Origin of the sequence: Actinomadura sp. NPDC049753 (genome assembly GCF_040674655.1) — a bacterium.
GTDB classification, from domain to species: domain Bacteria; phylum Actinomycetota; class Actinomycetes; order Streptosporangiales; family Streptosporangiaceae; genus Spirillospora; species Spirillospora verrucosospora.
In genome coordinates, this window is sequence record NZ_JBFARL010000112.1 from 1 (window position 1) to 26395 (window position 26395).

Here is a 26395-nt window from a genome sequence, read left to right on the forward strand (position 1 = left end):
GTCAGCACCGTCGGCGGAATGATGCTTGTATCCGGGGGCCGGTTGCCGGTAAGGGCGCGGGGGTGGGATCGCGGTGTTATTCCGGCTACGCTGAGAGGGGGAACAGCATCGACAGCGCGGCGGCGGCGCCCGCGAGCGTGCGGACGCCGCGTCCCTCCCAGTCGGGCCCGTACGCGCCCGCCGCGACCGACTCCAGTTCGGAGACGAACGCGGCGGCGCCCATCGGACGGTCCCACGGGTTCTTCGCCATCCCGCGCTCGATCAGCGGGCGGAGCGGCCCGGGGACGTCCCCCACCGGGATCGGGGCCGTGAGGTGGCGGCCCATGAGCCCCTCCTGGGTCTCGGCGGTGTACGGGCGGCGTCCCGTCACGCACTCGTAGAACACGCACGCCGCCGCGTACACGTCGGTCGCGGGGGAGGCGGGCTCGTCCCGCCACTGCTCGGGGGCCATGTAGACGGGCGTCCCCGACCGCCCGGTCGCGCCCGCGTCCACCGCGACGCCGAAGTCGATCAGCTTGCTCAGCCCGTCGCCGCGCACGATCACGTTCGCGGGCTTGTAGTCGCGGTGGACGATGCCGAGGCCGTGCGCGGCGGCGAGGCCGAGCAGCGAGCCCTTGAGCACCGCCAGGGCGGCCTCGGGCGCCAGCGGCCCCCGCTCGGCGAGAACCGACTTCAGCGGCGCCCCGTCCACCGCCTCCATGACGATCGCCGCGCCGTCCGGCGTCTCGACGAGCCCGAACATCTGGGCGACGTACGGGTTGCGCAGCCGGCTGAGCAGGTCGGCCTCGGCGCGGAACCGCTCGCGGAACTCCGGATCCCCGGCGAGGGACGGCGCCAGGTACTTGATCGCCGCCGGGCGCCCCGTCGCGTCGTGCCGCGCGAGCACGACGCGACCCTGAGCGCCCTCGCCGAGAACCCGCATCTCGCTGTAGCCGGGAACCCGCCATCCGTCCATACCGCCCCCATACACCCGTTGTGAAAGGGGTTATATCGGATGGCGGCCTCAGGCGGCGACGGGTTCCGGCCGGGAGTCGCCCGCCGCCGGAGCCTGCGCCGGGGGCTCGGCCGGGGCGGGAACGGAGATGCCCGCGGTCGCGCGCAGCGGCGCGTACCGGGCGCCCGCCGCGATCAGCAGCGCCAGCACGACGACCACGCCGACGCCGACCCGCAGGGACGTCGCCTCCGACAGGAAGCCGACCACGACCGGGCCGAGCAGCAGGCCGCCGTAGCCCATCGCGCCGACCTGGGCGACGGCCGCGCCGGGACGGTCCGGAGCGGCGGAGCCCGCCAGCGAGATCGTCGTCGGGACGACCGTGCAGACCACGAGCCCGGTCACGAAGAACCCGGCGATCGCCACCGCGGGGACCGGGGCCAGCACGACGACGGTCATGCCGGCGGCGGTCCCGAGACCCGCCCCGACCAGCAGCCGGCGGGTGCCGACCCGCATCCGGACGCGGTCGCCGACGAGCCGCCCGAGCAGCATCGCCAGCTCGAACACGGGGTAGCCGGCCGCGGCGACGGCCTCGGTCGCGCCGAGCTCGTCGTGCAGCAGCAGCCCGCTCCAGTCGGCGATCGACCCCTCGGTCATGAAGGCGATGAACGCGAGGACGCCGATCAGGTAGACGGCGGCGGGCATCCGGCGCGCCCTGCGTCCCGTCCCGGACGCGGCGGGCGCGGCGGGGTCGGGCAGGTAGGTGCGGCCGAGCGCGAGCCCGGCGGGCACCGACAGCACCGCGGTGACCAGCACGGTCTCGGTGAACCCGAACCCGGCCGCGGCGGTGGCGACGCCGAACAGGCCGCCGCTCATCGCGCCGACGCACCAGCCGGCGTGCATGCCGCTCATGACGGACCGGCGGTACGCCTGCTCGACGACGCTGCCCTGGGCGTTCATCGCGATGTCGGTGATCCCGAACGTCATGCCGAACAGCGCGACGGCGCCGAGGAGCACGCCGTAGGTAGGGGCGAGCGCCACCGCCGCGTACGACAGGCCCGTCAGCGGCAGGGCGACCCGCAGGACGGTGCGGCTGCCGGCCCGCGCCATCACGCCGCGCAGCGCCTGCATGGCCGCGATCGCGCCGAGTCCCCAGACGAGGACGACGATGCCGATCTCGCCCTCGTTCGTCCCGAACTTGCCGGCCAGCGCGGGCATGCGCGCCACCCACACTCCGGTCAGCAGACCGGCCAGTGCGAAGGTCAGGAACGTCCCCGAACGGGCACGGAACAGCATTGTTCACCTCTTTCTCGTCTCGGCGGGGCGCACCCCGGCGTGTGGCATGCGTCGTCCGCGACGTGCGCCGTCGCGGGACGTGCGCCGTCGTGTGACATGGGTCATGGAACGCTCCAAACCCGTGCGGGTCCGGAGCGTCCGGAAGGTCGGGCGGGGCGCGTGCGGCGCCCCGGCGTCAGCGCTCCAGCAACCCCAGAAGCCGCTGTTTCAGCGCTCTGAGCTGCTCGGCGTCGTACAGCCCGGGATCATGGCTGACCACCTCCCAGAGGCCCTCGGCCGCCAGCCTGACGACCGCCGCGTCGCCCGGGTCGGGATCGTCCGCCGGGTCGCGGCCGTGCCAGCGGCGCATCGCCTCGTTCAGCGGCTCGGCCTGCTCGGGGTCGGCGGCCGCGGCCGTGATGGCCGACCACCGCCGGTAGGCGCGGGCCTCACCGGTGAGGATCTCGAACGTGGCCTCGACGTAGGCCCGGGTGTAGGACCCCGGCGTGCCGTCGTCGTAGGAGGCGATCAGGCCGTCGAACTCCTCGATGACCCGCGCCACCATGGCCCGGACGAGCGCCTCCTTGGTGGGGAAGTGGTAGAGCAGCCCTCCCTTGCTGACGCCGGCGCGGTCGGCGACCGCGCTGAGGGTCAGCGCCTGAGTCCCCTGCTCGAAGAGCACGGACTCGGCTGCGTCCAAGAGGGCTTCCCGTTTCATGACGTCCTTACTGTACCGGCTGGACGGTATACGGGCCAACCGGGGGCGGCCGCCCGCTATTCCCCTGTCAAGGCGCGGCCTCCGGCCGTCCCGCCGGGCCCCGGAAGGGAACACGAAGGGCGCGGATACTGTTGTCCGCGTGGTGACCTACCTCGACCATGCGGCGACCACCCCGATGCTGCCCGAGGCCATCGAGGCGATGACGGCGGAGCTGCGCGAGCTCGGCAACCCCTCCTCGCTGCACGCCGCGGGCCGGCGCGCCCGGCGCGTCGTCGAGGAGTCCCGCGAGCTCATCGCCGAGGCGTTCGGCGCCCGCCCGAGCGAGGTCGTGTTCACCTCCGGCGGCACCGAGGCCGACAACCTCGCCGTCAAGGGGATCTACTGGGCGCGCCGCGCCGCCGACCCGGCCCGCACCCGCGTGCTCGTCGGCGCCGTCGAGCACCACGCCGTCCTGGACGCGGTCCAGTGGCTCGCCGACCACGAGGGCGCCCGGGTCGACCTCGTCCCGGTGGACGGGCTCGGCCGCGTCACTCCGGACGCGCTGCGCGAACTGCTCGGCTCCGGCGACGACGTGGCCCTCGCCACCGTGATGTGGGCCAACAACGAGGTCGGCACCGTCCAGCCCGTCGCCGCACTGGCCGCCGCCGCCGGCGAGCGCGGCGTCCCCCTGCACACCGACGCCGTCCAGGCCGCGGGGCAGTTGCCCGTCGGGTTCGCGGCGAGCGGCGCGCAGGCCCTGACCATCACCGGCCACAAGCTCGGCGGCCCGATCGGCGTCGGCGCGCTGCTGCTGGCCAAGCCGAAGCCGCCGGTGTTCCTCGACCCGGTGCCGCTGCTGCACGGCGGCGGCCAGGAGCGCGACGTCCGGTCCGGGACGCTCGACGCGCCCGCCATCGCGGGCTTCGCCGCCGCCGTCCAGGCCGCGGTCGCCCGCCGCGAGACCGAGGCGGCCCGCCTCGCCGGGCTGCGCGACGAGCTGATCGCCGCCGTGCGGGACGCCGTCCCCGAGGCGGTGCTGAACGGCGACCCGGACGACCGCCTCCCCGGCAACGCGCACTTCTCCTTCCCCGGCTGCGAGGGCGACGCCCTGCTCATGCTGCTGGACGCGCGCGGCATCGCCTGCTCCACCGGATCGGCGTGCTCGGCGGGCGTCTCCCAGCCCAGCCACGTCCTGGTCGCCATGGACGCGGGCGCCGAGCGGGCCCGCGGGTCGCTGCGCTTCTCCCTCGGCCACACCAGCACCGAGGCCGACGTGAAGGCCCTCGCCGACGCCATCGGCCCGGTCGTCGAGCGCGCCCGCCGCGCGGGCCTCAGCTGACGCTGGTTTGACCGTCCCTTGAACGGGGACAGCGTGGCCGTGACGACGGACGTGAGCCACGGGCTCAAGCAGGCGGCGGGACACCCCTGGTTCCACCGCATGTCCCGGGTGGGGCTGGTCGCGCGCGGCCTGCTCTACCTCCTCATCGGCTGGCTGGCCCTCCAGGTCGCCTTCGGCGGCGGCGGGAAGGAGGCCGACCGCACGGGCGCGCTGGAGACCATCGCCGACAAACCGGGCGGGCTCGTCCTCATCGCGCTGATGGCGGTCGGTTTCGCCGCGCTCGTCCTCTGGCAGGCCGCGGAGGCCCTGCTCGGCCGCCCCGTCCCGGACGGCGACAAGGCGACCAAGCGCCTGATGTCGGCCGCACGCGCCGTCATCTACGCGGCCGCGTTCGCCGGGACCCTCGCGTTCCTCTTCGGCCACCACGGCTCGTCGAGCGACAAGCAGTCCAAGACCTACACCGCGCGGCTCATGGACGCGCCCGGCGGCCGCTGGCTCGTCCTGGCGGTCGCGGCGGGCTTCCTCGTCGTGGGCGCGGTCATGGTCGTGAACGCCTTCCGGCACAAGTTCATGAAGGAACTGAAGTCCTGGGAGATGGGCAGGACCGCGCGCCGCGTCGTCAAGCCCCTCGCGATCGTCGGCAACACCGCCCGCGGCCTCGTCGTCGCCGCCGTGGGCGCCTTCCTCGCCTACGCGGCCATCAGCTTCCAGCCCGACAAGGCCCAGGGCCTGGACGGCACCCTCCGCGAGTTCGCCTCCACCCCCGCCGGCCCCTGGGGCCTGGCCGCCATCGCCCTCGGCGTCATCACCTTCGGCCTCTACAACTTCTGCGAAGCCCGCTACCGCAAGGTCGACGCCAGCAACTAGCCGTGTTTCAACGTCCCGGCCCACTTCGCTCGCCTGGCGGCTCGCTCCGTGACCGGGCCTGGGCGAACGCGGCATCGCTTCGCGATCTGCCCGGCTCCGCTCGCCTCCGGCTTCCCTCCACCGGCCAGGTCACGCGTTCGCGCGTGCGGCCGAGGCCATTTCGAGACAGGCCCAGAGGCACCGGGAATCAGGGCTGGTAGGGGGCCAGGGCTCGCCAGCCGGGGTCGTTGGTGGAGGCGACCTTGGCCTTGCCCTCCGGCCAGCCCGCGGCCAGCTGGTCGAGTTCGGAGATGACGCCGGAGTCGGGGTCGGCGTACAGGTGGAAGACGCGCAGGCCGTCGCCGGTCTCGCGGACGGCGAGGACGGCGCGGTCGCCGAGCTTGGCGAGCTTCTTCTCGAACGCGCGCAGCGCGCCGGACGACGGCTCGACGGGGAGCCGGTCGGGGTTGCTGTTGGCGTACGGGACGGTGATCGCCACGTGCAGGTCGCAGAGCGGGTAGTCCTGCCGGTGCAGTGGGAACCGGGCGCCGAGGCGGGCGGGGTGGCCGCGGGGCGTGCGGCCCTCGCCGGTCAGCCAGGCGGGCTCGGTGAACGGCTCGGAGATCTGCTCCACGACCGCGGACAGCATGGACGGCGGGAGGGAGTCGATCGGCGCCTCGGTCGCGATCGTGACCTCGCCGATCCAGCGGGCCACGTCGTCCTCCCCGAGCGCCCAGTGCAGGACGTTCAGGGCGACCTGGAGCTGCTGCTCCTCGGAGACGAACAGGAAGTCGGGGTGGTAGGCGGTGATGTGCACGCGGGCGCGGTCGGCGTCGGCGCGCATGCCGAGCCGGACGTACTCCAGGTCGAACTCGTGGTCGCCGAGGATGAGGTCCTGGCCGAGCATCTCCGGGTCGGCCTGGCGGGACGGGTGGAAGCTCCAGCCGCCCGCGGCGGAGCCGGACGGGGCGGAGCGCGCCCAGCGCTCGGTGAGGCCGCGCAGCTCGGGGTCGCCGCCGCCGGTGACGGTCAGCGAGGGGTTCCGGTCGTCGGCGCCGCCGATCTCCCACTGGAGGCCGGGGTGGATCCTGTGGACGCGGCGGGACAGCTCCTCCATCGTCTCGGCGGACAGGCCCTCCCCGGGCACGGCCGGATCGGACTCCTCGGACGGCTCCGGCCCGGCGGCCAGCGAGGCCTCGATCGTCGGGCGGGCCTGCGCCCACCACTCCCAGAACTCGCTGATGGCGGGCGGTGCGGCGGCGGACGCCTCGCGCGGACGACGGAAGATTCCCATAGCGGCCCCAATCGTACGCGGAAATGGAGTCGGTGGACCGGGCCACGCCGCGTACGCTCGAAGGACTATGCCTCTCCGTGTACTCGCCGCCATGTCGGGCGGCGTCGACTCCGCCGTGGCCGCCGCCCGCGCCGCCGAGGCCGGGCACGATGTGACCGGCGTCCACATGGCCCTGTCCAGCAATCCCCAGTCGTACCGGACGGGGGCGCGCGGCTGCTGCACCCTGGAGGACTCCCGGGACGCCCGCCGCGCCGCCGACGTGATCGGCATCCCGTTCTACGTGTGGGACCTCGCCGAGCGCTTCCACCGGGACGTGGTGGAGGACTTCGTCAGCGAGTACGCGGCGGGCCGCACCCCGAACCCGTGCCTGCGCTGCAACGAGAAGATCAAGTTCGCGGCGCTGCTGGACCGGGCGATGGCGCTCGGGTTCGACGCCGTCTGCACCGGCCACTACGCGCGGCTGGACGGCGGCGTCCTGCGGCGCGGCGTCGACGCGGGCAAGGACCAGTCGTACGTCCTGGCCGTCTGCACGCCCGAGCAGCTCGCGCACGCGCTGTTCCCGCTCGGCGACACCTCCAAGGCCGACATCCGGCTGGAGGCGGAGCGCCGCGGCCTCCAGGTCGCCGACAAGCCCGACAGCCACGACATCTGCTTCATCGCCGACGGCGACACGCGCGGCTTCCTGGCCGAGCGGCTGGGGTCGGCGCCCGGCCCGATCGTCGACGCCGACGGCAACGAGGTCGGCGAGCACGACGGCGCCTACGCCTACACGATCGGCCAGCGCAAGGGCCTGCGGATCGGCACCCCGGCGCCGGACGGGCGGCCCCGCTACGTCCTGGACATCTCCCCGGTCACGAACACCGTGACGGTGGGGCCGCGCGAGGCGCTGGACGTCCACGAGATCACCGGGGAGCGCCCCGTGTGGCTGAGCGAGGCCCCGCAGGGCCCGTTCGACTGCCAGGTCCAGCTCCGCGCGCACGGCGAGGTCTATGACTGTGCGGCCGAGCACACCGGGAATGAGCTGCGCATCAGCCTGGCCACCCCCGCGCGGGGCGTGGCGACCGGCCAGGCCGCCGTCCTCTACGACGGCGACCGCGTCCTCGGGTCGGCCACGATCGCGGAGACCGCGCGCGTCCCCGCCTGACCAGGGTGTCGGGACGATCTCCTGGGAGGGTGCGATGCGGTTCGGTGTCTCCACGTTCGTGACCGACGAGGGGATCGGCCCCGCCGCGCTCGGGCGGGCGCTGGAGGAGCGCGGGTTCGGGTCCCTGTTCGTCACCGAGCACACGCACATCCCGGTGGAGCGGGAGTCGGAGTATCCGGGCGGCGGCGAGCTGCCGCGCATCTACTACCGGACGCTCGACCCGTTCGTCGCGCTGTCGGCGGCCGCCGCCGTCACCGCGCGCCTGCGGCTCGGGACGGGCATCGCGCTGGTCGTCCAGCGCGACCCGATCACGCTGGCGAAGGAGGCCGCCTCCCTCGACCTGGTCTCGGGGGGCCGCGCCGTCCTCGGCGTCGGCGCCGGCTGGAACCGGGAGGAGATGCGCAACCACGGCACCGACCCGGTGACCCGGATGCGGCTGATGCGCGAGCGGGTGCTGGCGGTCAAGGAGCTGTGGACGAAGGAGCGGGCCGAGTTCCACGGCGAGTTCGTCGACTTCGACCCGGTGTTCTCCTACCCCAAGCCCGTCCAGGACCCGCATCCGCCCGTGCTGGTCGGCGGATCGGGGCCGACGGCGCTCGACCGGGTCGCGGAGTACGGAGACGGATGGATGCCGCTCTACGGGCGCGGAACCGGCGATCTCGCCGCCCGGATCGCGGACCTGCGCGAGCGGGCGGGACGCCGGGTGCCGGTGACGGTGTTCGCCGTCCCGGCCAGGCCGGAGGCCGTCGCCGAACTGGAGGCCGCGGGCGCCGACGAGGTCCTGTTCAACCTGCGGACCGAGCCGGAGGACGACACGCTCCGCCGCCTCGACCGGCTGGCCGCGCTGCTGTGATCGCCGCCCCGCGGCGCCGATAGGGTTTGCAGGGTGACGAGCTTTCCGTGGCAGGCCGGGACGGCGACCGGCGTCGGGTCCTATCCGGGGGAGGACCCCGCCGAGGCGCTGCGGATCGTCCTCGGCGAGCTGCCCGAGCTGCCGCACCTGCCCGAGCTGCCCGCGCGCGGCCCCGGCGCCGACCTGGCGGGGCGGACCGCAGGGCTGCTGGTCGAGATGCCCGTGCATCTGGAGCCGTCCGGCTGGCGGTTCTCCGACCGCCCGGGACGCGACACGCAGCGCTCCCGCGACCACCTCGCCCGCGACCTGGACGTCCTGGAGGAGGTCGCGGGCGGCCACGACGGGCCGTTCAAGATCCAGGTCTGCGGGCCGTGGACGCTGGCCGCCTCGATCGAGCTGCGGCACGGCGACCGGGCGCTGAAGGACCCCGGAGCCGTCCGCGACCTGACCGCCTCGCTGGCCGAGGGCGTCGCGGGGCACGTCGCCGACGTCCGGCGGCGGCTCCCGGCGGCGGAGATCGTCCTGCAGCTGGACGAGCCCGGCCTGCCCGCCGCGCTCGCCGGGACGGTCCCGACCGCCAGCGGGTTCTCGCGGCTGCGGGCGATCGAGGAGCCGGTCGCCGAGGAGGCGCTGCGCACGGTGATCGACGCGGCGGGCGCCTACCCCGTCGTGCACTGCTGCGCCCGGAACGTCCCGTACGGGCTGCTGCGCGGCGCCGGGGCGAAGGCGCTCTCGGTCGACCTGCGGCTGGTGCCGAGGCGCTACGACGACGCGGTGGGGGAGGCGATCGACGCGGGGATCGGCCTGTTCCTCGGCGCGGTGCCCGCGACCGACGCCGCCCTGCCGCCCCTCAAGGAGACCGCCGAGCCGGTGCGGGAGCTGTGGCGCCGTTTCGGCTTCCCGGCCCAGCGGCTGGCGGAGCAGGTCGTGATCACTCCGGCGTGCGGGATGGCGGGCGCCTCACCGCGCCATGTCCGCGCGGCCCTCAAGCGCTGCCGCGACACGGCCCGGATGCTCTACGAAGCGGCTCTCTAGAAGGGCGCGCCGAGGGCTCATATTGTCGGTCCCGTTGGCGAGAATAGGGGCATGACCATGAGCGACGGCGTTCCGACCGAGGCGCGGCAGCGCCACAAGGAGCTGAGCGAGCGGCTCGACGAGGCCAACTACCGGTACTACGTCCTCGACCAGCCGACGCTCTCCGACGCCGAGTACGACCGGATGATGCGCGACATCCGCGCGCTGGAGGAGCGGCATCCGGAGCTGGTCACGCCCGACTCGCCGACGCAGCGGGTCGGCGCGCCCATCGTCACCGACTTCGCGACCGTCCAGCACCTGGAGCGGATGCAGAGCCTCGACAACGCGATGAGCGCCGACGAGCTGCTCGCCTGGGACGAGCGGGTCGTCAAGGAGGTCGGCGAGGTCGCCGGCTACCTGTGCGAGCTGAAGATCGACGGCCTGGCGATCGCGCTGACGTACGAGAAGGGGCGGCTCGTGCGCGGGGTCACCCGCGGCGACGGGCGCACCGGCGAGGACGTCACCAACAACGTCCGCACGATCGCCGACATCCCCGGCCGGCTGGCCGGCGAGGGCTGGCCGGACGTGCTGGAGGTCCGCGGCGAGGTCTTCCTGCCGGTCGAGGGGTTCGAGCAGGTCAACGCGGTCCAGATCGAGGCGGGCAAGGAGCCCTTCGCCAACCCGCGCAACGCGGCGGCGGGCTCGCTGCGGCAGAAGGACCCGCGGGTGACCGCGCACCGGCCGCTCGGCATGCTCGTCCACGGGTTCGGCGCGTGGCGGGGCGGGGAGCAGCCCGACAGCCAGTCCGGCGCGTACGAGCTGATGCGCGGCTGGGGCCTGCCGGTCAGCGACCGCTACAAGGTCGTCGGCGGGCTCGGCGCCGTCCGCGAGTACATCGAGGAGTACGGCGAGAACCGGCACGGCACCGCCTACGAGATCGACGGGGTCGTCGTCAAGGTCGACCAGTTCGCGCTGCAGCGCCGGCTCGGGTCGACGAGCCGGGCGCCGCGCTGGGCGATCGCGTGGAAGTACCCGCCGGAGGAGGTCAACACCAAGCTCCTCGACATCAGGGTCGGCGTGGGGCGGACCGGGCGCGTCACCCCCTACGGGGTGATGGAGCCGATCAAGGTCGCCGGGTCCACGGTGGAGCGGGCGACGCTGCACAACGCGAGCGAGGTCAGGCGCAAGGGCGTGCTGATCGGCGACACGGTCGTGCTGCGCAAGGCGGGCGACGTCATCCCCGAGATCGTCGCGCCGGTGACCGGGCTGCGCGACGGGTCCGAGCGCGAGTTCGTCATGCCCGGCACCTGCCCCGAATGCGGGACGGAGCTGGCGTACGAGAAGGAGGGCGACGTCGACATCCGCTGCCCGAACGCCCGGAGCTGCCCCGGCCAGTTGCGCGAGCGGCTGTTCTACCTGGCGAGCCGCAAGGTGCTCGACATCGAGGCGCTCGGCTACGTCGCGGCGACCGCGCTCACCCAGCCGCTGGAGCCGAGCGACCCGCCGGTGAAGAACGAGGGCGACCTGTTCCACCTCACCGTCGACCAGCTGCTCCCGATCAGGAGCCTGGTCCTCGACCAGCGGACCGGCACGACCAAGACCGACCCGAAGACCGGCGAGCCGAAGGTGGTGTCGTTCTTCGCCAACAAGGAGGGCGAGCCGAAGAAGACGGTCGAGGTCCTCTTCGAGGAGCTGGAGAAGGCCAAGCGGCAGCCGCTGTGGCGGGTGCTGGTGGCGCTGTCGATCCGGCATGTCGGGCCGTCCGCCGCCCAGGACCTCGCGCGCGAGATGCGCTCGCTCGACGCGATCGCCGAGGCGACGGAGGAGGAGCTCGCCGCGGTGGACGGCGTGGGGCCCACCATCGCCGCGTCGATCAAGAAGTGGTTCGAGGAGCCCTGGCACCGCGAGATCGTCGACAAGTGGCGGGCCGCCGGCGTCCGGATGCGGGACGAGGGCGCCGCGGGGCCGCGCCCGCTGGAGGGCGTCACCGTGGTGATCACCGGATCGCTGGAGGGGTTCAGCCGCGACTCGGCGACCGAGGCGGTGCAGCGGCTCGGCGGGAAGGTGTCCGGGTCGGTGTCGAAGAAGACGGGCTTCGTGGTCGTCGGCGACAGTCCAGGGTCGAAATACGACAAGGCGGTCAAGCTGGGCGTGCCGGTCCTGGCCGAGGAGGGTTTCCGGGTCCTCCTCTCCGATGGGCCAGATGCGGCCAAAAACGTAACTATGCGCGCCGACGTCTAACACGGCGTGGTTGCGGGGGTTTCGACCAGGGTTGCGTTACTCAGGGGTACACTTCCACTACCCACCGACGAGGGACGGACGCGGAAAGGAAATAACGGAACGTACGCAATCGGTTTCGCGAAGTTGAGCGAAGGCCGTACCCTCCCTCACATCACGACCCACACCTGAAATCTCCGGACGTAACACCCGGGGGGGCGTCCCCCGAGGTCGGGGACGCCCGGTGCCGGGGGGCGACCCCCCGCAGCCCCCCGAGGATGTGATGAAGGACCCGAACAACACGCGGAACACGGCGCCACGCCGTGGCTCCCCGTTGTGGATCTACTTCGTCGTCGTCATCCTGCTCGGCCTCGCCGCCGCGGCCGCCGCGTTTTCCGGGCTGACCCGCGCAGACCTGGACGCGCTCGCCGGAACCCCCGTGTTCTGGATCCTCGGCTGCTTCATCATCTTCGGCGAGCTGCGGCCGATCATCACGCCCGGCAGCACCGAGAACAACGGCGCCACGACCTCGACCACGTTCTCGTTCGCCGCGCTGCTGTACGCCGGGCTGCCCATCGCGGCCGCCCTCCAGGCCGTCGCCGTGATCACCTGCGGGATCTTCCGCTCCCGCTCCCCGCACCGCATCGCCTTCAACGTCGCGCAGTACACCCTCAGCCTGGCCGCCGCCCAGCTCGTCCTCGCGCTCGCCGGCGACCTCGCGACCCCCTCGCGGCTGTGGGTGCCGCACGGCTCCGACCTGCCCGCGATCGCGCTCGCCGGCACCGTCTACTTCGTCTGCAACGACACCCTCGTCGGCGCCGCCGTCGCGCTGCACGCCCGCGTCTCGCTCGTCAAGGCGCTCCGCTGGGACCTGGCCTACCAGGTCCTCGTGCACCTGGCGCTGCTCGGCCTCGCCCCGCTGATGGTCATCGCGATGGACCGGTCCGCCGTCTTCGTGCCGCTGATCGTCCTGCCGTTCATCGCCGTCTACCTCAACGCCTCCGTCTCGGTCCGGCGCGAGCACCAGGCGCTGCACGACGGGCTGACCGGCCTGCCCAACCGCAAGCTGCTGATCGTCCGCACCGAGGAGGCCCTCGCCGAGGCGCGCGGCGCGGAACGGCGGCTCCCGCGCGCCGCCGGCCTCGGGGCCCGGCGCCGCAAGGCGGCCGACCCGCCGGACCACCGCGCCGGGCTGTTCCTGCTCGACCTCGACCGGTTCAAGGAGGTCAACGACACCCTCGGGCACCCCACCGGCGACCGGCTGCTCCAGCTCGTCGCGCACCGGCTCACCCACAGCGTCCGCCCCGGCGACCTCGTCGCGCGGCTCGGCGGCGACGAGTTCGCGGTGCTGCTGCCCACCGTGCGGGACGAGGCCGCCGCCCGCGAGGTCGCCGCCCGGCTGCGCGCCGCGCTCTCCGAACCCGTCCGGCTGGACGGCATGTCGTTCGACCTGGAGGCCAGCGTCGGCATCGCGCTGTTCCCCGACCACGCGCCCGACTTCGAACTGCTCCTGCAGCGCGCCGACGTCGCCATGTACAACGCCAAGGAGGCCCGTACCGGCGTCGAGACGTACTCGCCCGGCAAGGACCGCAACTCCCCGGCCCGGCTCAGCATGCTCGGCGACCTGCGCCGCGCCATCGACCGCTCCGAGCTGGAGCTGTTCTACCAACCGAAGATCTCGCTGCGGGACGGCCACCTTGTCGGCATGGAGGCCCTGCTGCGCTGGCGCCACCCCGACAAGGGCCTCCTGGAGCCCGAGGCGTTCCTGTCGGTCGCCGAGCAGACCTACCTGATGCGCTCGATCACCCACTACGTCGTGGAGGCCGCGCTCGCCCAGACCGCCGCGTGGTGGCGGGCGGACATGCCCGTCCAGGTCGCGGTGAACGCTTCGGGACGTGACCTGCTCGACACCGGCCTCACCGAGGTCATCGAGGAGGGCCTGCTCGCCCGCGGCCTGCCCGCCGCCGCTCTCCAGCTGGAGATCACCGAGCGCATCCTGATGAACGAGCCCGCCTACGCCTCCGACACCGTGAGCGCCCTCGCCGAGCTCGGCATCCCGCTCAGCCTGGACGACTTCGGCACCGGCTACTCCTCCCTCGTGCGGCTCAAGCGCCTGCCCGTCGAGGAGATCAAGATCGACTCATCGTTCGTGCGGCGCCTGGCCGACTCGCCCGACGACGCGGTCATCGTCCGTTCGATCGTCGACCTCGTCCGCACGCTCGGCCTGCGCTCGGTCGCCGAGGGCGTCGAGGACCCGGCCACCGCCGAGCGGCTGCGGGAGATGGGCTGCGACGCCGCCCAGGGCTGGCACTTCTGCCGTCCCATGGACGCCGCGACCGCCACCGACTGGCTGTACTCCTTCGCCGTCCCCTCGGTCAAGGCCCCCGGAGGCGCCTGACCGGCACGGCCGGACCGCGTATCTCGGGCAGGGACGGTGTCACGGCAGGACGCCGTCCTGTGTCGGAGCGGGCCTCGTCTTCCAGCGGCCGCCCGGGCAGGGCGCCGCCTGAGGAAGGGGGCGCCCTGCCCGTTGCCGGGCGTGATGCGTGTTGCGGTGTCCGCCGTCAGTAGCGGCGACGGGCCTCGTAGTCGTCGGGGTAGTACTCCTCGCGCACGGCCGCGGGCGGGGGGCGGCGGTCGACGGCGCGGCGGGCGGACATCATCCGCACGATGCCGATGACCAGGCCGATGACGCCGCCGATCATCAGGATGACGCCGACCAGCCGGATGTCGATACCGCTGATGTCGTAGTTGACTGCGTATGCCAGGATCGCGCCGATGATGATCAGGGCGATGCTGCCGCCGATGGTCACGGCGGTCTCCTCTCGTTCGTCCCGGGGGTGGACGCAAGAAGCGTTCCCTCCGTGCGGGGATGAAACGGGCGACCTGGCCGGCCTGCCGCGGGCACGCCCGAGTAAACGGGTCGGGGTGCGGGGGCGCGGGCCCATAGGATGGCCGTGAACCCACTTCATCGCAGGAACGGTTTCTTCAATGTCCGCCATCACCCGTGACGAGGTGTCGCACCTCGCCCGGCTGTCCCGGCTGGCGCTCGGCGACGATGAGCTCGACCATCTCGCCGCCCAGCTCGACCAGATCATCTCCGCGGTCGCGCGGGTGCAGGAGGTCGCGGCGGAGGACATCCCGCCCACCTCGCACGCGCTGCCGCTGACCAACGTCTACCGGACGGACGAGGTGCGACAGTGCCTCCGGCCCGAGCAGGCCCTCGCCGGCGCCCCGGCCGCCGAGGAGCAGCGCTTCCGCGTCCCGCGGATCCTGGACGAGGAGGCCTGACCGGTGGCCGGAACGGAGCGCAGCGGAGTGCAGGACACCGGTCAGGCGGTACGGCCGGGGGGTCTGGGGGGTCGCCCCCCAGAAGGGGCACGTCCGGTGGCCGGAACGGAGCGCAGCGGAGTGCAGGACACCGGTCAGGCGGTACGGCCGGGGGGTCGCTTCCCGGAGAGGGGCGAGCGGTGAGTGAGCTGGTCAGGAAGAGTGCGGCGGAGCTCGGGGAGCTGATGGCCGCGGGTGAGGCGTCGGCCGTCGAGGTGGCCGAGGCGCACCTGGACCGCATCGCGGCGGTGGACGGCAGCGTCAAGGCGTTCCTGCACGTCGACCGCGAGACGACGCTGGCGCAGGCCCGCGGGGTGGACGAGCGGCGCGCGGCGGGGGAGGAGCTCGGCCCGCTGGCCGGCGTCCCCATCGCGCACAAGGACGTGTTCACCACCGCGGACATGCCCACCACCGCCGGATCGAAGATCCTTGAGGGCTGGCGGCCGCCGTACGACGCGACCGTGACGGCGCGGCTGCGGCAGGCCGGGCTGGTGATCCTCGGCAAGACGAACATGGACGAGTTCGCGATGGGCTCGTCCACGGAGAACAGCGCCTACTTCGTCTCCCGCAACCCGTGGGACCTGGAGCGGGTCCCGGGCGGGTCGTCGGGCGGGTCCTCGGCGGCGGTCGCCGCGTACGAGGCGCCGCTGTCCACCGGCACCGACACCGGCGGCTCCATCCGGCAGCCCGCCGCCGTCACCGGCATCGTCGGGATGAAGCCCACCTACGGCGGCTCGTCCCGCTACGGCGTCATCGCGTTCGCGTCCTCGCTCGACACGCCCGGCCCGTTCGCGCGCAACGTGCTGGACGCGGCGCTGCTGCACGAGGCGTTCAGCGGCCACGACGTGATGGACTCCACCTCGGTGGACCAGGCCGTCCCGCAGGTCGTGGAGGCCGCGCGCCGCGCCGACGTCAACGGGCTGCGCGTCGGGGTCGTGAAGGAGTTCGCGGGCGACGGCTACCAGGCGGGCGTCTCCGCGCGCTTCAACGAGGCGGTCGAGCTGCTGGAGTCCCTCGGCGCGAAGGTCGTCGAGGTGTCCTGCCCGCACTTCTCCTACGCGCTGCCCGCGTACTACCTGATCGCGCCGTCGGAGTGCTCGTCCAACCTCGCGCGTTTCGACGCGATGCGGTACGGCCTGCGCGTCGGCGACGACGGCAGCCGCAGCGCCGAGGAGGTCATGGCGCTGACCCGCGCGGAGGGCTTCGGGCCCGAGGTGAAGCGGCGCATCATGCTCGGCACCTACGCGCTGTCGTCGGGCTACTACGACGCCTACTACGGCAAGGCGCAGCAGGTCCGCACCCTGATCAAGCGCGACTTCGAGGCGGCGTTCGAGCAGGTGGACGTGCTGGTCTCGCCGACCACGCCGACCACCGCGTTCCCGATCGGCGAGCGCGCCGACGACCCGATCGCCATGTACCTGGCCGACCTGTGCACGATCCCGGCCAACCTCACCGGCAACGCCGCGATCTCGGTGCCGTGCGGCCTGTCGGACGGCCTGCCCGTCGGCCTGCAGATCATGGCCCCCGTCCTCGGCGACGACCGCGTCTACCGCGTCGGCGCCGCCGTCGAGCGGGCCCTCGAAGACCGCTGGGGCGGCCCGCTGCTGGCGCAGGCCCCGGAACTGGTGGAGGCGAAGTGACCACTCCGGCCCTGATGGACTACGACGAGGCGCTGGCGAAGTACGAGCCGGTGCTCGGCATCGAGACGCACATCGAGCTCGGCACCGCGTCCAAGATGTTCTGCGGGTGCCCGACGGCGTTCGGCGCGGAGCCGAACACGCAGGTGTGCCCGGTGTGCCTGGGGCTGCCGGGATCGCTGCCGGTCACCAACCACGCCGCGATCGAGGGCATCATCAAGATCGGCCTCGCGCTGAACTGCGACATCGTGGAGTGGTGCCGGTTCGCCCGGAAGAACTACTTCTATCCGGACATGCCGAAGAACTTCCAGATCTCGCAGTACGACGAGCCGCTCTGCGTGGACGGCCACCTCGACGTCGAGGTCGACGGCGAGACGTACCGGATCGGGATCGAGCGCGTCCACATGGAGGAGGACACCGGCAAGTCGCTGCACGTCGGCGGCTCGACCGGGCGCATCCACGGCGCCGAGTACTCCCTCGTCGACTACAACCGGGCGGGCATCCCGCTGGTGGAGATCGTCACCAAGCCGATCCCGGCGACCGGCGACCGGGCGCCGCTGGTGGCGCGGGCGTACGCGACGGAGCTGCGCGAGCTGGTCCGGTCGCTCGGTGTGTCGGACGTGCGCATGGAGCAGGGCTCGATGCGCTGCGACGTGAACGTCTCGCTGATGCCGCGCGGCGCCGAGAAGTGGGGCACCCGGACCGAGACCAAGAACGTCAACTCGCTGCGGTCGGTCGAGCGGTCCGTCCGGTCGGAGATCGAGCGGCAGGCGGGCGTGCTGGACGCCGGGGGCACCATCGTCCAGGAGACCCGGCACTTCCACGAGGACACCGGCCGCACCACGAGCGGGCGCAGCAAGGAGGAGGCGCAGGACTACCGCTACTTCCCCGAGCCCGACCTGGTGCCGATGGCGCCGTCGCGGGAGTGGGTGGAGGAGCTGCGCGCCACCCTGCCGGAGCTGCCGGCCGCGCGCCGCGCCCGCATCCAGCGGGAGTGGAACCTGTCCGACCTGGAGCTGCGGGACGTCGTCAACGCCGGCGCCGTCGACCTCATCGAGGCGACGGTCGCGCAGGGCACGGACGCCTCGGCCGCCCGCAAGTGGTGGATGAACGAGCTGTCGCGGCGCGCCACCGAGCAGGGCGTCGAACTGGCCGAGCTGCCGATCACGCCGGAGCAGGTCGCCCGCGTCCAGGCGATGATCACCGCGGGGGAGCTGAACGACAAGCTGGCCCGCAAGGTCTTCGAGGGCGTCCTCGCGGGCGAGGGCGGCCCGGACGAGGTCGTTGCCGCGCGGGGCCTGAAGGTCGTCAGCGACGAGGGCGAGCTGTCCTCGGTCATCGACAAGGTGATCGCCGACAACGCGGCCGTGGCCGACAAGATCCGCGCCGGAAAGGTCGCCGCCGCCGGCGCCCTCGTCGGCGCCGTGATGAAGGCCACCCGAGGCCAGGCCGACGCGGGCCGCGCCCGCGAACTGATCCTGGAGAAGCTCGGCGCCTCCTGACCCTCCGGCCCCGGGTGCCGAACGTTCGCCGAGGCGTCTCCTCCATAGCGAGACGCCTCGGCGAGGCCCCGGATGCATCGGCGAGAACCCAGCCAGGCTGAGCAGTTGTCCCGGGTGGCTGTGGGCGTACCGGTGAGGCCGGGCGTTTTGGCGTGGGCTGTCTCTGGCGCTTCTGGGTGTTCCGGTCGGATTGGGGCGCTTTTGCGGTCTGGGGCGGGGCGGTCGGATTGTGCTGGTCAGGGGCGGGGGACGTCGAGGATGCGGTCGTCGCCTGGGCGGGGTTGGCCTCGTCCGTCCTGGTTGCTGGTCGTCACCCACAGTGAGCCGGCGGGGGTGCGGACGACCGCGCGCAGCCTTCCGTAGCGGTCCTGGAAGCGGGCGATGGGGCGTCCCGCCCTGCCGTTGTCGAGCGGGACCTGCCAGAGGCGCTCGCCGCGCAGCGCGGCGGCCCACAGGGAGCCGTTCGCGTAGGCGAGGCCGGACGGCGACGCCTGGTCGGTCGTCCAGGTCAGGAGGGGGTCGGTGAACCCCTTGCGGTGGCCGACGCCCTCGACGACCGGCCAGCCGTAGTTGCCGCCCTTGCGGATGAGGTTGATCTCGTCGAAGCGGTCCTGGCCGAACTCGGTGGCGTACAGGCGGCCCGCGTCGTCCCAGGCGAGGCCCTGGACGTTGCGGTGCCCGTAGGTCCAGACGCGGCTGCCGAACGGGTTGCCGGGCGCGGGCGCGCCCTCGGGGGTGACCCGGAGGATCTTGCCGCCGAGGGAGTTCCTGTTCTGCGCCATGCCGCCCTCGCCGGTCTCACCGGTGGTGACGTAGAGCATCTTGTCGGGGCCGAAAGCCAGGCGCCCGCCGTTGTGGACGGCGCCCTTGGGGATGCCGGTCACGATCGGTTTCAGGTCGCTGAGACGGGCGTCATAGGTGGCGCGCACGACACGGTTGTCGGACGCGGCCGTGTAGTACAGGTAGACGAAATGGTCGGTGCCGTAAGACGGGGACACCGCGACGCCGAGGAGACCGCCCTCACCTTGCGCGTCCACGCCGGGCACCGTGCCGACCGCCGTCGCGCGTCCGGACGGCGTGACGCGCATGAGCCGGGCGGTGTCCCGTTCGGTGACCAGCGCGTCGCCTCCGGGCAGGAACGCCACGGCCCACGGCACCTTGAGGTTTTCGGTGACGGTGCGGGGCATGCCGGGCCCACCGCCGACCGTCGCGGACGGGGTGGCGGACGCCGGCGGCGGGGTCCGGCCCTCTCCGCCTCCGGACGGCGAGGACGAGCAGGCCGCGAGGAGCGCGGCCGCCGAGGCCAGGACGACCGGGGCGAGGATCGTGTGCTGTCGCATGAGCGCCTCCCGCAGGTAGTACGGATCCCGGGTGCTCACCGTTCCCTGTTACGCAGCGTAATGCCGGGCAAGCCGGCGATCCGGTGACGTTCGGCTTTCGGACGTCCCAAACGGATCCTCGACGAGGCCGTTCGTCGCGGGAAGGTCGCCCAGCCTCAATCGCTCCGTGACCTACCGAACGTACAGTGAGCGACACGGTGATCCCGTAGTGCAGCAACGTCGCTGATCCCCGGGCAGGCGAGGCCGGTGCGCTCGCCACCGGTCCGCGCCGATCCGGCGCGGGGCACCATCCGTGACCTTCGGGCCGTTATCCAGGCGGCGGGGGTCGTGGACCCCCAACTCCCCTGGCGCGGCGCGGCCTCCGCCAGGGCCGATCAGCCCATCGGGCAGGAAGGGACGCGGCGCGATGAGCGGCGACTACGCCAGGCGGGTACCGCCGCGTGCGCTGCCGGTCGCCCTGGCGGCGATCGTCGGCGTGCTGTACGCCACCGGCTCGCTGCTCGGCTGGGGCGGCCGCGCCTTCATCGCCTGGACCGAGGCCGGCGCCGCGGGCGCCGCCGCGATCTCCCTGCTGCTGTCGTCCCGGCGCCCCGACGGGCCGTCCGCCGATCCGGCCGCCCCCGGCGGCATCTGGCGCGCGTCCTGGCGGTGGTACGGCATCGCCGCCGCCTCCTGGTTCGTCGGCGCGGTCGGCGGCGCGCTGGCGTACGGCTCCGGCCGCAGCGCCCTGTCGCTGTCGGTCCCCGACCTGTTCTACCTGGTCGCGCTGGTCGCGCTCGTCATCGGCCTGGTCGCGCCGATCCGGCTGCCCCGCGACGCGGGCACGTGGCTGCGCTACGCCGCCGACACCTACGTCTGCGCCTGCGCCCTGTTCGTCCTCGGCTGGGTGGCCCTGTTCGGGAACCTGTACCACCGGTCGGGGGAGTCGCCGCCGGAGTTCCTGCTGGAACTGCTCTACCCGCTGATCGACATCGTGTTCGTCTGCGGGGCGCTGCCGTTCGTGCTCGGCGCCGCGCGCGGGCACCGCCGCCTCGCCTGGATGGGGTACGGCGCGCTGGCCGCGATCGCGGCGGCCGACATCGTGACCACGTTCGTCAGGCTGGACGGGGGCGGGTCCGCCGAGGACCCCTCCGACATCCTGCGCCTGGCGGGGCTGCTGCTCCTGCTGCTGGTGCCGTGGACGGGCCCGGCCGCCGAGCCGGAGCTGCCCGTCGACGACATCCCCGAGGACGTCGCGGCGCCCGCCGAGGAGTGCGGCCGCATGATCGGCCCCGGTCTCGCGCCCGCCGCGGTGGCCGCCGCGGCGGCGCTGTTCATCGCGGGCCACTCGATCGCCGGCAACGACGGCCTGGAGCCGGCGATCTCGATCGCCGCGGGCTCGGCCGCACTGGTGCTGATCGCGCGCCTGGCGGCGCTGCTGCGGGAGAACGAGGCGCTGCGCCGGGCCGTGGACACCGGCGAGGAGCACTTCCGGGCCCTGTCGGAGAGCATCGACGACGCGGTGCTCATCTGCGACCTCGACGCCACCGTCCGGCACGCCAGCGCGGGCGCCCTGCGGACCTACCGCTACACCCAGGACGAGCTGCTCGGCCGCCCCCTGAACGAGATCATCCACCCGGAGGACCTGCCGCGCGTCCAGCAGGTGTTCACCGAGTTCCTGGACGAGCCGTCCGACGTGGGGCCGCAGGACGCGCTGCGGGTGTCGTGCCGGCTGCGCGCGGCGGACGGGACGTGGCTGCCGACGGAGTCCACGATCTCCCGCTACAAGGGATCGGACGGGGCGCCGTCCCGGCTGCTGGTCACCACCCGCGACCTGAGCGAGCGGGCGGCGCTGCAACGGCAGGTCGCCCATCTGACCTTCCACGACGGGCTGACGGGCCTGCCGAACCGGTCCTACTTCGAGGAGCGCACGCGGGAGGTGCTGTCGCGGCAGGCGTCCGGCGGCAAGGCCGCGGTCGTGTTCGTCGACATCGACGGGTTCACCGCCGTGAACGACTCCGACGGTCACGCGGCCGGCGACCAGGTGCTCGCGCAGGCGGCCCGGCGGCTGCGCGCGAACGTCCAGGCCGACGACACGGTGGCGCGGTGGGGCGGCGACGAGTTCGCGGTCCTGGTGCAGCTCCCGCCGGACGATCGTGAGACCCGCGCCACAGTCGAACTGGCCGGTCGGCTCCTTCGCGTGCTTTCGGTCGACCCATACCAGGTCGGTAACAAGCACATCGTGCTGACGGCGAGTGTCGGCATCGCGTTCGCCGCCGACGCGGAGCAGCCGAACGGCGGCGGGTCGGACGCGGGACGCCGGCTCCGCCGCGGCGCCGCCGAACTGATCCGCAACGGCGACCTCGCGATGGCCCGCGCGAAGGAGCTCGGCGGCGGGCGCGTCGAGGTGTACGCGCCGCACATGCACGCCGACGTCGTCCGGCGGCTGGAGCTCGGCAGCGACCTGCAGGCGGCGCTCGCCGAGGAGCAGTTCTCCGTGGAGTTCCAGCCGGTCGTCGACCTGGCCACGTCCCGGGTGACCGGCGTGGAGGCGCTGCTGCGCTGGCGCCGGGGGAGCGAGGCGGTGCCGCCGGAGGAGTTCATCGGCCTGGCCGAGGAGTCGGGGCTGATGATCCCGCTCGGCGACTGGATGCTGCGGGAGGCGTGCCGGGAGGTCGCCCGCTGGCGCGGCGACTCGTGGGACGTGGGCCTGTCGGTGAACTTCACCGCCCGGCAGATCGCCGCGCCCCGGTTCGTGGAGTCGGTCGCGGCGGCGCTGGCGGAGACGGGGCTGCCGCCGCAGGCGCTCACGCTGGAGGTGCGCGAGGAGGTCCTCGTCGAGGACGCCGACCAGAACGTCGAGCGCCTGTCCCAGCTGCGCGACCTCGGCGTCCGGCTCGCGATCGACGACTTCGGCACCGGGTACGCCTCGCTGGCCTACCTCGGGCAGCTCCCGGTCGACATCATCAAGATCGACCCGTCGTTCGTGGCGGGGCTCGGTTCGGACGAGACCCTGACGCTGCTCACCCGGACGATCGTGCGGCTCGGCAGCGACCTCGGGCTGACCGTGGTGGCGGAGGGCATCGAGCGGCCCGAGCAGCTGGAGCTGCTGCGGGAGATGGGGTGCCCGCGCGGCCAGGGGTTCCTCGTGGCGCGGCCGATGGCGGCGCAGCGGGTCGAGTCGCTGGTGCGGACGAACCTCGCGGGCAAGGCCCGTCCGGGCGACCTCCCGCTCCCGCTGCCGGGGTGACCGTGTGCGTTTGGCGGTCAGGCCGGAGGCGCCCCTGCCGGACGACATCTCCGTCTCGGCATGTGAGACAAAGCGTCCAAGGATTTGACCGTTGGCCGGACATCGGCGAAAGTGGGCACGTGCAGAGCACCTCCACCATCCTCGTAGTACTTGGTCGGCGCGCAGGCTGACCAAGCTTTCCGTCCTGCGCGCCTCCCCTCGACCGCCCCACGGCGGCGGGGGTTTTTTGTTGCCCGGCGAGCCAAGACTCACTCCCCAAGGAACCGCAGAATCATGACGATCGAACAGATGACGGGAGCCCAGGCGCTGGTCCGCGCCCTGGAGAACGTCGGCGTCGACACCGTGTTCGGGATTCCGGGTGGCGCGATCCTCCCGGCGTACGACCCGCTGTTCGACTCCAGGAAGCTGCGCCACATCCTCGTCCGGCACGAGCAGGGCGCCGGCCACGCCGCCCAGGGCTACGCGATGGTGACCGGCAAGGTGGGCGTCTGCATGGCCACCAGCGGGCCGGGCGCGACCAACCTCGTCACGGCGATCTCCGACGCCTACATGGACTCGGTGCCGATCGTGGCGATCACGGGGCAGGTCGCGTCCTCGCTGATCGGCACCGACGGCTTCCAGGAGGCCGACATCGCCGGCATCACGATGCCGATCACCAAGCACAACTTCCTGGTCACCCAGGCCGAGGACATCGGCCGCACCATCGCCGAGGCGTTCCACATCGCGGGCACCGGGCGGCCCGGCCCCGTCCTGGTCGACATCGCCAAGGACGCCCTGCAGGCCACGGTCGGGTTCGAGTGGCCCGTCGCGCTGCAGCTGCCTGGGTACCGGCCCGTCACCCGGCCGCACTCCAAGCAGGTCCGCGAGGCGGCACGGCTGATCGTCCAGGCGCGGCGCCCGGTGCTGTACGTCGGCGGCGGCGTGCTGAAGGCGGGCGCGGCCGCCGAGCTGAAGGTGCTCGCCGAGCTGACCGGCGCGCCGGTCGTCACCACGCTGATGGCCAAGGGCGCGCTGCCCGACAGCCACCCGCTGAACATGGGCATGCCGGGCATGCACGGGGCCGTCGGCGCGGTCGGCGCGCTGCAGCGCGCCGACCTGCTGGTCGCGCTCGGCGCCCGGTTCGACGACCGCGTCACCGGGAAGCTGGACGGGTTCGCGCCGCACGCCAAGGTCGTGCACGCCGACATCGACCCGGCGGAGATCTCCAAGAACCGGCACGCCGACGTCCCGATCGTCGGGGACGCCCGCGAGGTGATCGCCGACCTGGTCGTCGCCCTGCAGAACGAGCACGAGGCGGGCCGCAAGGGCGACTACACCGACTGGTGGCGCCAGCTCAGCGCCTGGCGCGAGACGTACCCGCTGGGCTATGACATCCCCGCCGACGGCTCGCTGTCGCCGCAGTACGTCATCGAGCGGATCGGGCAGATCGCCGGGCCGGACGCGTACTACGTCGCGGGCGTCGGGCAGCACCAGATGTGGGCCGCGCAGTTCATCAAGTACGAGCGGCCGGGCGCGTTCCTGAACTCCGGGGGCGCCGGGACGATGGGATACTCCGTCCCGGCGGCGATGGGCGCCAAGGTCGGTGCGCCGGACACCACGGTCTGGGCGATCGACGGCGACGGCTGCTTCCAGATGACGAACCAGGAGCTCGCCACGTGCGCGATCGAGGGCATCCCGGTCAAGGTCGCCGTGATCAACAACGGCAACCTCGGGATGGTCCGGCAGTGGCAGACGCTCTTCTACGAGGGCCGCTACTCCAACACGGTCCTCCAGCCCCCGGCCGAGCACTCGGCCAAGCGGATCCCCGACTTCGTCAAGCTCGCCGAGGCGTACGGGTGCGTCGGCCTGCGCTGCGAGAAGGCCGAGGACGTCGACGAGGTCATCGCCAAGGCCATGGAGATCAACGACGCCCCCGTCGTGATCGACTTCGTCGTCCACCAGGACGCCATGGTGTGGCCGATGGTCGCGGCCGGCACCGCCAACGACGACATCAAGATCGCCCGGGACATGGCGCCCGACTGGGAGAACGGAGACTGACCCCGATGAGCCTGCACACCCTCTCGGTGCTGGTGGAGAACAAGCCCGGCATCCTGGCTCGGGTCGCGGCGCTGTTCTCCCGGCGCGGCTTCAACATCGAGTCCCTGGCGGTCGGCACCACCGAGCATCCGGAGATCTCCCGGATGACGATCGTGGTGAACGTCGCCGACCTGCCGCTGGAGCAGGTCACCAAGCAGCTGAACAAGCTGATCAACGTGCTGAAGATCGTCGAGCTGGATTCCTCGGCGTCCGTCCAGCGCGAGCTCGTGCTGGTCAAGGTCCGCGCCGACGCCGAGACCCGCTCGCAGGTCCTGGAGACCGTGACGCTGTTCCGCGCCAAGGTGGTGGACGTCGCGCCCGACGCCGTCACGATCGAGGCGACCGGCAACCGCGACAAGCTGGACGCGTTCATCAGGATCCTGGAGCCGTTCGGCATCAAGGAGCTGGTGCAGTCGGGCATGGTGGCCATCGGCCGCGGCGCCCGGTCCATCACCGACCGCTCGCTGCGGTCCATCGAGCGCAGCGCCTGACCCGCGACCCGCACGCCGCCCTCGGGCGGCACCAACCACACCAACGAAAGGCAACAGCACTGTGGCTGAGATGTTCTACGACGACGCCGCCGACCTGAGCGTGATCCAGGGCCGGCACGTGGCGATCATCGGCTACGGCAGCCAGGGGCACGCGCACGCGCTCTCGCTGCGCGACTCCGGCGTCGACGTGCGGGTCGGGCTCCGCGAGGGGTCGGCCAGCCGCGAGAAGGCGGAGGCCGAGGGCCTGCGCGTGGTCACCCCGGCGGAGGCCGCCGAGGAGGCCGACCTGATCATGCTGCTGGCCCCCGACCACCACCACCGGGAGATCTTCGAGAAGGACATCAAGCCCGCCCTCGTCGAGGGCGACGCGCTGTTCTTCGGCCACGGCTTCAGCATCCGCTACGACCTCGTCCAGCCGCCGGAGGGCGTGGACGTGGCCATGGTGGCGCCGAAGGGCCCGGGTCACCTCGTGCGCCGCCAGTTCGTCGCCGGGCGCGGCGTGCCGGTGATCGTGGCGGTGGAGAAGGACGCGTCCGGCAACGCCTGGCCGCTGGCGCTGTCCTACGCCAAGGCCATCGGCGGCCTGCGCGCGGGCGGCATCAAGACGACCTTCACCGAGGAGACCGAGACCGACCTGTTCGGCGAGCAGGCGGTGCTGTGCGGCGGCGTCTCCGAGCTCATCAAGACCGGGTTCGAGGTGCTGACCGAGGCCGGCTACCAGCCGGAGGTCGCCTACTTCGAGGTCCTCCACGAGATGAAGCTGATCGTCGACCTGATGTACGAGGGCGGCGTGTCCAAGATGTACTGGTCGGTGTCCGACAACGCCGAGTACGGCGGCTACAGCCGCGGCCCGCGCGTGATCACGCCGGAGGCCAAGGCCGCGATGAAGAAGATCCTCGGCGAGATCCAGTCCGGCGAGTACGCCAAGGAGCTGGTGGACGAGTTCGAGGGCGGCCAGAAGAAGTTCACGCAGTACCGCGAGGAACTGGCGCAGCACCCGATCGAGAAGACGGGCGCCGAGCTGCGTCCGATGATGAGCTGGCTCAACGACTGAGCCTTTCCGTGACGGCGCGGGGACCGGTGCGCGCCGTCACCGACCTCGCCACCTACGAAAGACCCAGGGTGCCCGCCGAAGGCGTCGAGCACGTCGTGGTCAACGGCGTCCCCGTCCTGTCCGGAG

Annotated in this window: 20 protein-coding genes; 14 read left to right on the top strand and 6 right to left on the bottom strand. The window is 72.8% G+C overall.

Features of this window, described 5'->3' with window-relative positions; genetic code table 11:
* Positions 1 to 85: 85 nt before the first annotated feature.
* The 3 genes from AB0K37_RS25715 to AB0K37_RS25725 form a co-directional block, all read right to left on the bottom strand.
* Positions 86 to 955 carry a serine/threonine-protein kinase gene (locus AB0K37_RS25715; RefSeq protein ID WP_363985276.1) on the bottom strand — a complete coding sequence of 290 codons (870 nt, stop codon included), beginning with the start codon at positions 953 to 955 and terminating at the stop codon, positions 86 to 88.
* 48 nt (positions 956 to 1003) lie between these two features.
* Complete coding sequence (locus tag AB0K37_RS25720) at positions 1004 to 2227, bottom strand: MFS transporter (RefSeq protein ID WP_363985278.1); 1224 nt, start codon at positions 2225 to 2227, stop codon at positions 1004 to 1006.
* A gap of 175 nt (positions 2228 to 2402) precedes the next feature.
* Positions 2403 to 2906 (bottom strand): TetR/AcrR family transcriptional regulator, encoded by a 504-nt coding sequence (locus AB0K37_RS25725; protein ID WP_363985280.1) that lies wholly within the window; start codon positions 2904 to 2906, stop codon positions 2403 to 2405.
* 160 nt (positions 2907 to 3066) lie between these two features.
* Here AB0K37_RS25725 and AB0K37_RS25730 point away from each other — a divergent pair, with 160 nt between their 5' ends.
* Both AB0K37_RS25730 and AB0K37_RS25735 read left to right on the top strand, forming a co-directional pair.
* Positions 3067 to 4242 carry a cysteine desulfurase family protein gene (locus AB0K37_RS25730; protein ID WP_363985304.1) on the top strand — a complete coding sequence of 392 codons (1176 nt, stop codon included), beginning with the start codon at positions 3067 to 3069 and terminating at the stop codon, positions 4240 to 4242.
* A 39-nt stretch (positions 4243 to 4281) separates the two neighbouring features.
* Entirely contained in the window at positions 4282 to 5109 is an 828-nt protein-coding gene (locus tag AB0K37_RS25735) for a DUF1206 domain-containing protein (protein ID WP_363985282.1), read from the top strand.
* A gap of 187 nt (positions 5110 to 5296) precedes the next feature.
* Here AB0K37_RS25735 and AB0K37_RS25740 read toward each other — a convergent pair whose 3' ends face one another.
* Entirely contained in the window at positions 5297 to 6382 is a 1086-nt protein-coding gene (locus AB0K37_RS25740) for a DUF695 domain-containing protein (RefSeq protein ID WP_363985284.1), read from the bottom strand.
* A 67-nt stretch (positions 6383 to 6449) separates the two neighbouring features.
* On the opposite strand from AB0K37_RS25740, the gene mnmA reads away from it, so the two are divergent.
* The 5 genes from mnmA (at position 6450) to AB0K37_RS25765 (ending at position 14008) form a co-directional block, all read left to right on the top strand.
* Positions 6450 to 7526 carry a tRNA 2-thiouridine(34) synthase MnmA gene (mnmA, locus tag AB0K37_RS25745; protein ID WP_363985286.1) on the top strand — a complete coding sequence of 359 codons (1077 nt, stop codon included), beginning with the start codon at positions 6450 to 6452 and terminating at the stop codon, positions 7524 to 7526.
* Positions 7527 to 7560: 34 nt separating this feature from the next.
* Positions 7561 to 8379, top strand: a complete 819-nt coding sequence (locus AB0K37_RS25750) for an LLM class F420-dependent oxidoreductase (protein ID WP_363985288.1) — start codon at positions 7561 to 7563, stop codon at positions 8377 to 8379.
* Positions 8380 to 8412: 33 nt separating this feature from the next.
* Positions 8413 to 9414 (top strand): methionine synthase, encoded by a 1002-nt coding sequence (locus tag AB0K37_RS25755; RefSeq protein WP_363985290.1) that lies wholly within the window; start codon positions 8413 to 8415, stop codon positions 9412 to 9414.
* A gap of 51 nt (positions 9415 to 9465) precedes the next feature.
* The gene (ligA, locus tag AB0K37_RS25760) at positions 9466 to 11634 is read left to right on the top strand and encodes an NAD-dependent DNA ligase LigA (protein WP_363985292.1); all 2169 of its coding nucleotides are present in this window, start codon (positions 9466 to 9468) and stop codon (positions 11632 to 11634) included.
* A 259-nt stretch (positions 11635 to 11893) separates the two neighbouring features.
* A complete protein-coding gene (locus tag AB0K37_RS25765) occupies positions 11894 to 14008 on the top strand; it encodes a bifunctional diguanylate cyclase/phosphodiesterase (RefSeq protein WP_363985294.1) in 2115 nt (704 codons plus the stop codon).
* Between the two features lie 166 nt (positions 14009 to 14174).
* On the opposite strand, the gene AB0K37_RS25770 is transcribed toward AB0K37_RS25765, so the two are convergent.
* A complete protein-coding gene (locus AB0K37_RS25770) occupies positions 14175 to 14423 on the bottom strand; it encodes a DUF6458 family protein (protein WP_363985296.1) in 249 nt (82 codons plus the stop codon).
* 178 nt (positions 14424 to 14601) lie between these two features.
* On the opposite strand from AB0K37_RS25770, the gene gatC reads away from it, so the two are divergent.
* The 3 genes from gatC (at position 14602) to gatB (ending at position 18079) form a co-directional block, all read left to right on the top strand.
* Positions 14602 to 14901 (top strand): Asp-tRNA(Asn)/Glu-tRNA(Gln) amidotransferase subunit GatC, encoded by a 300-nt coding sequence (gene gatC / locus AB0K37_RS25775; RefSeq protein WP_089312976.1) that lies wholly within the window; start codon positions 14602 to 14604, stop codon positions 14899 to 14901.
* A 224-nt stretch (positions 14902 to 15125) separates the two neighbouring features.
* Entirely contained in the window at positions 15126 to 16580 is a 1455-nt protein-coding gene (gatA, locus tag AB0K37_RS25780; RefSeq protein ID WP_363985306.1) for an Asp-tRNA(Asn)/Glu-tRNA(Gln) amidotransferase subunit GatA, read from the top strand.
* A gap of 14 nt (positions 16581 to 16594) precedes the next feature.
* Positions 16595 to 18079 carry an Asp-tRNA(Asn)/Glu-tRNA(Gln) amidotransferase subunit GatB gene (gene gatB / locus AB0K37_RS25785; protein WP_363985308.1) on the top strand — a complete coding sequence of 495 codons (1485 nt, stop codon included), beginning with the start codon at positions 16595 to 16597 and terminating at the stop codon, positions 18077 to 18079.
* Between the two features lie 236 nt (positions 18080 to 18315).
* Here gatB and AB0K37_RS25790 read toward each other — a convergent pair whose 3' ends face one another.
* Complete coding sequence (locus tag AB0K37_RS25790; protein ID WP_363985298.1) at positions 18316 to 19458, bottom strand: PQQ-dependent sugar dehydrogenase; 1143 nt, start codon at positions 19456 to 19458, stop codon at positions 18316 to 18318.
* Between the two features lie 367 nt (positions 19459 to 19825).
* Between AB0K37_RS25790 and AB0K37_RS25795 the strand changes: the two genes are divergently transcribed.
* From AB0K37_RS25795 to ilvC, 4 genes are all read left to right on the top strand, one after another.
* On the top strand, positions 19826 to 22648 hold the full coding sequence (locus tag AB0K37_RS25795; RefSeq protein WP_363985300.1) for an EAL domain-containing protein: 2823 nt from the start codon (positions 19826 to 19828) through the stop codon (positions 22646 to 22648).
* A gap of 150 nt (positions 22649 to 22798) precedes the next feature.
* Entirely contained in the window at positions 22799 to 24685 is a 1887-nt protein-coding gene (locus tag AB0K37_RS25800) for an acetolactate synthase large subunit (protein WP_363985302.1), read from the top strand.
* A gap of 5 nt (positions 24686 to 24690) precedes the next feature.
* On the top strand, positions 24691 to 25215 hold the full coding sequence (gene ilvN / locus AB0K37_RS25805; RefSeq protein ID WP_345174819.1) for an acetolactate synthase small subunit: 525 nt from the start codon (positions 24691 to 24693) through the stop codon (positions 25213 to 25215).
* Between the two features lie 70 nt (positions 25216 to 25285).
* Entirely contained in the window at positions 25286 to 26269 is a 984-nt protein-coding gene (ilvC, locus tag AB0K37_RS25810; protein WP_185022993.1) for a ketol-acid reductoisomerase, read from the top strand.
* The last annotated feature ends 126 nt before the right edge of the window (positions 26270 to 26395 follow it).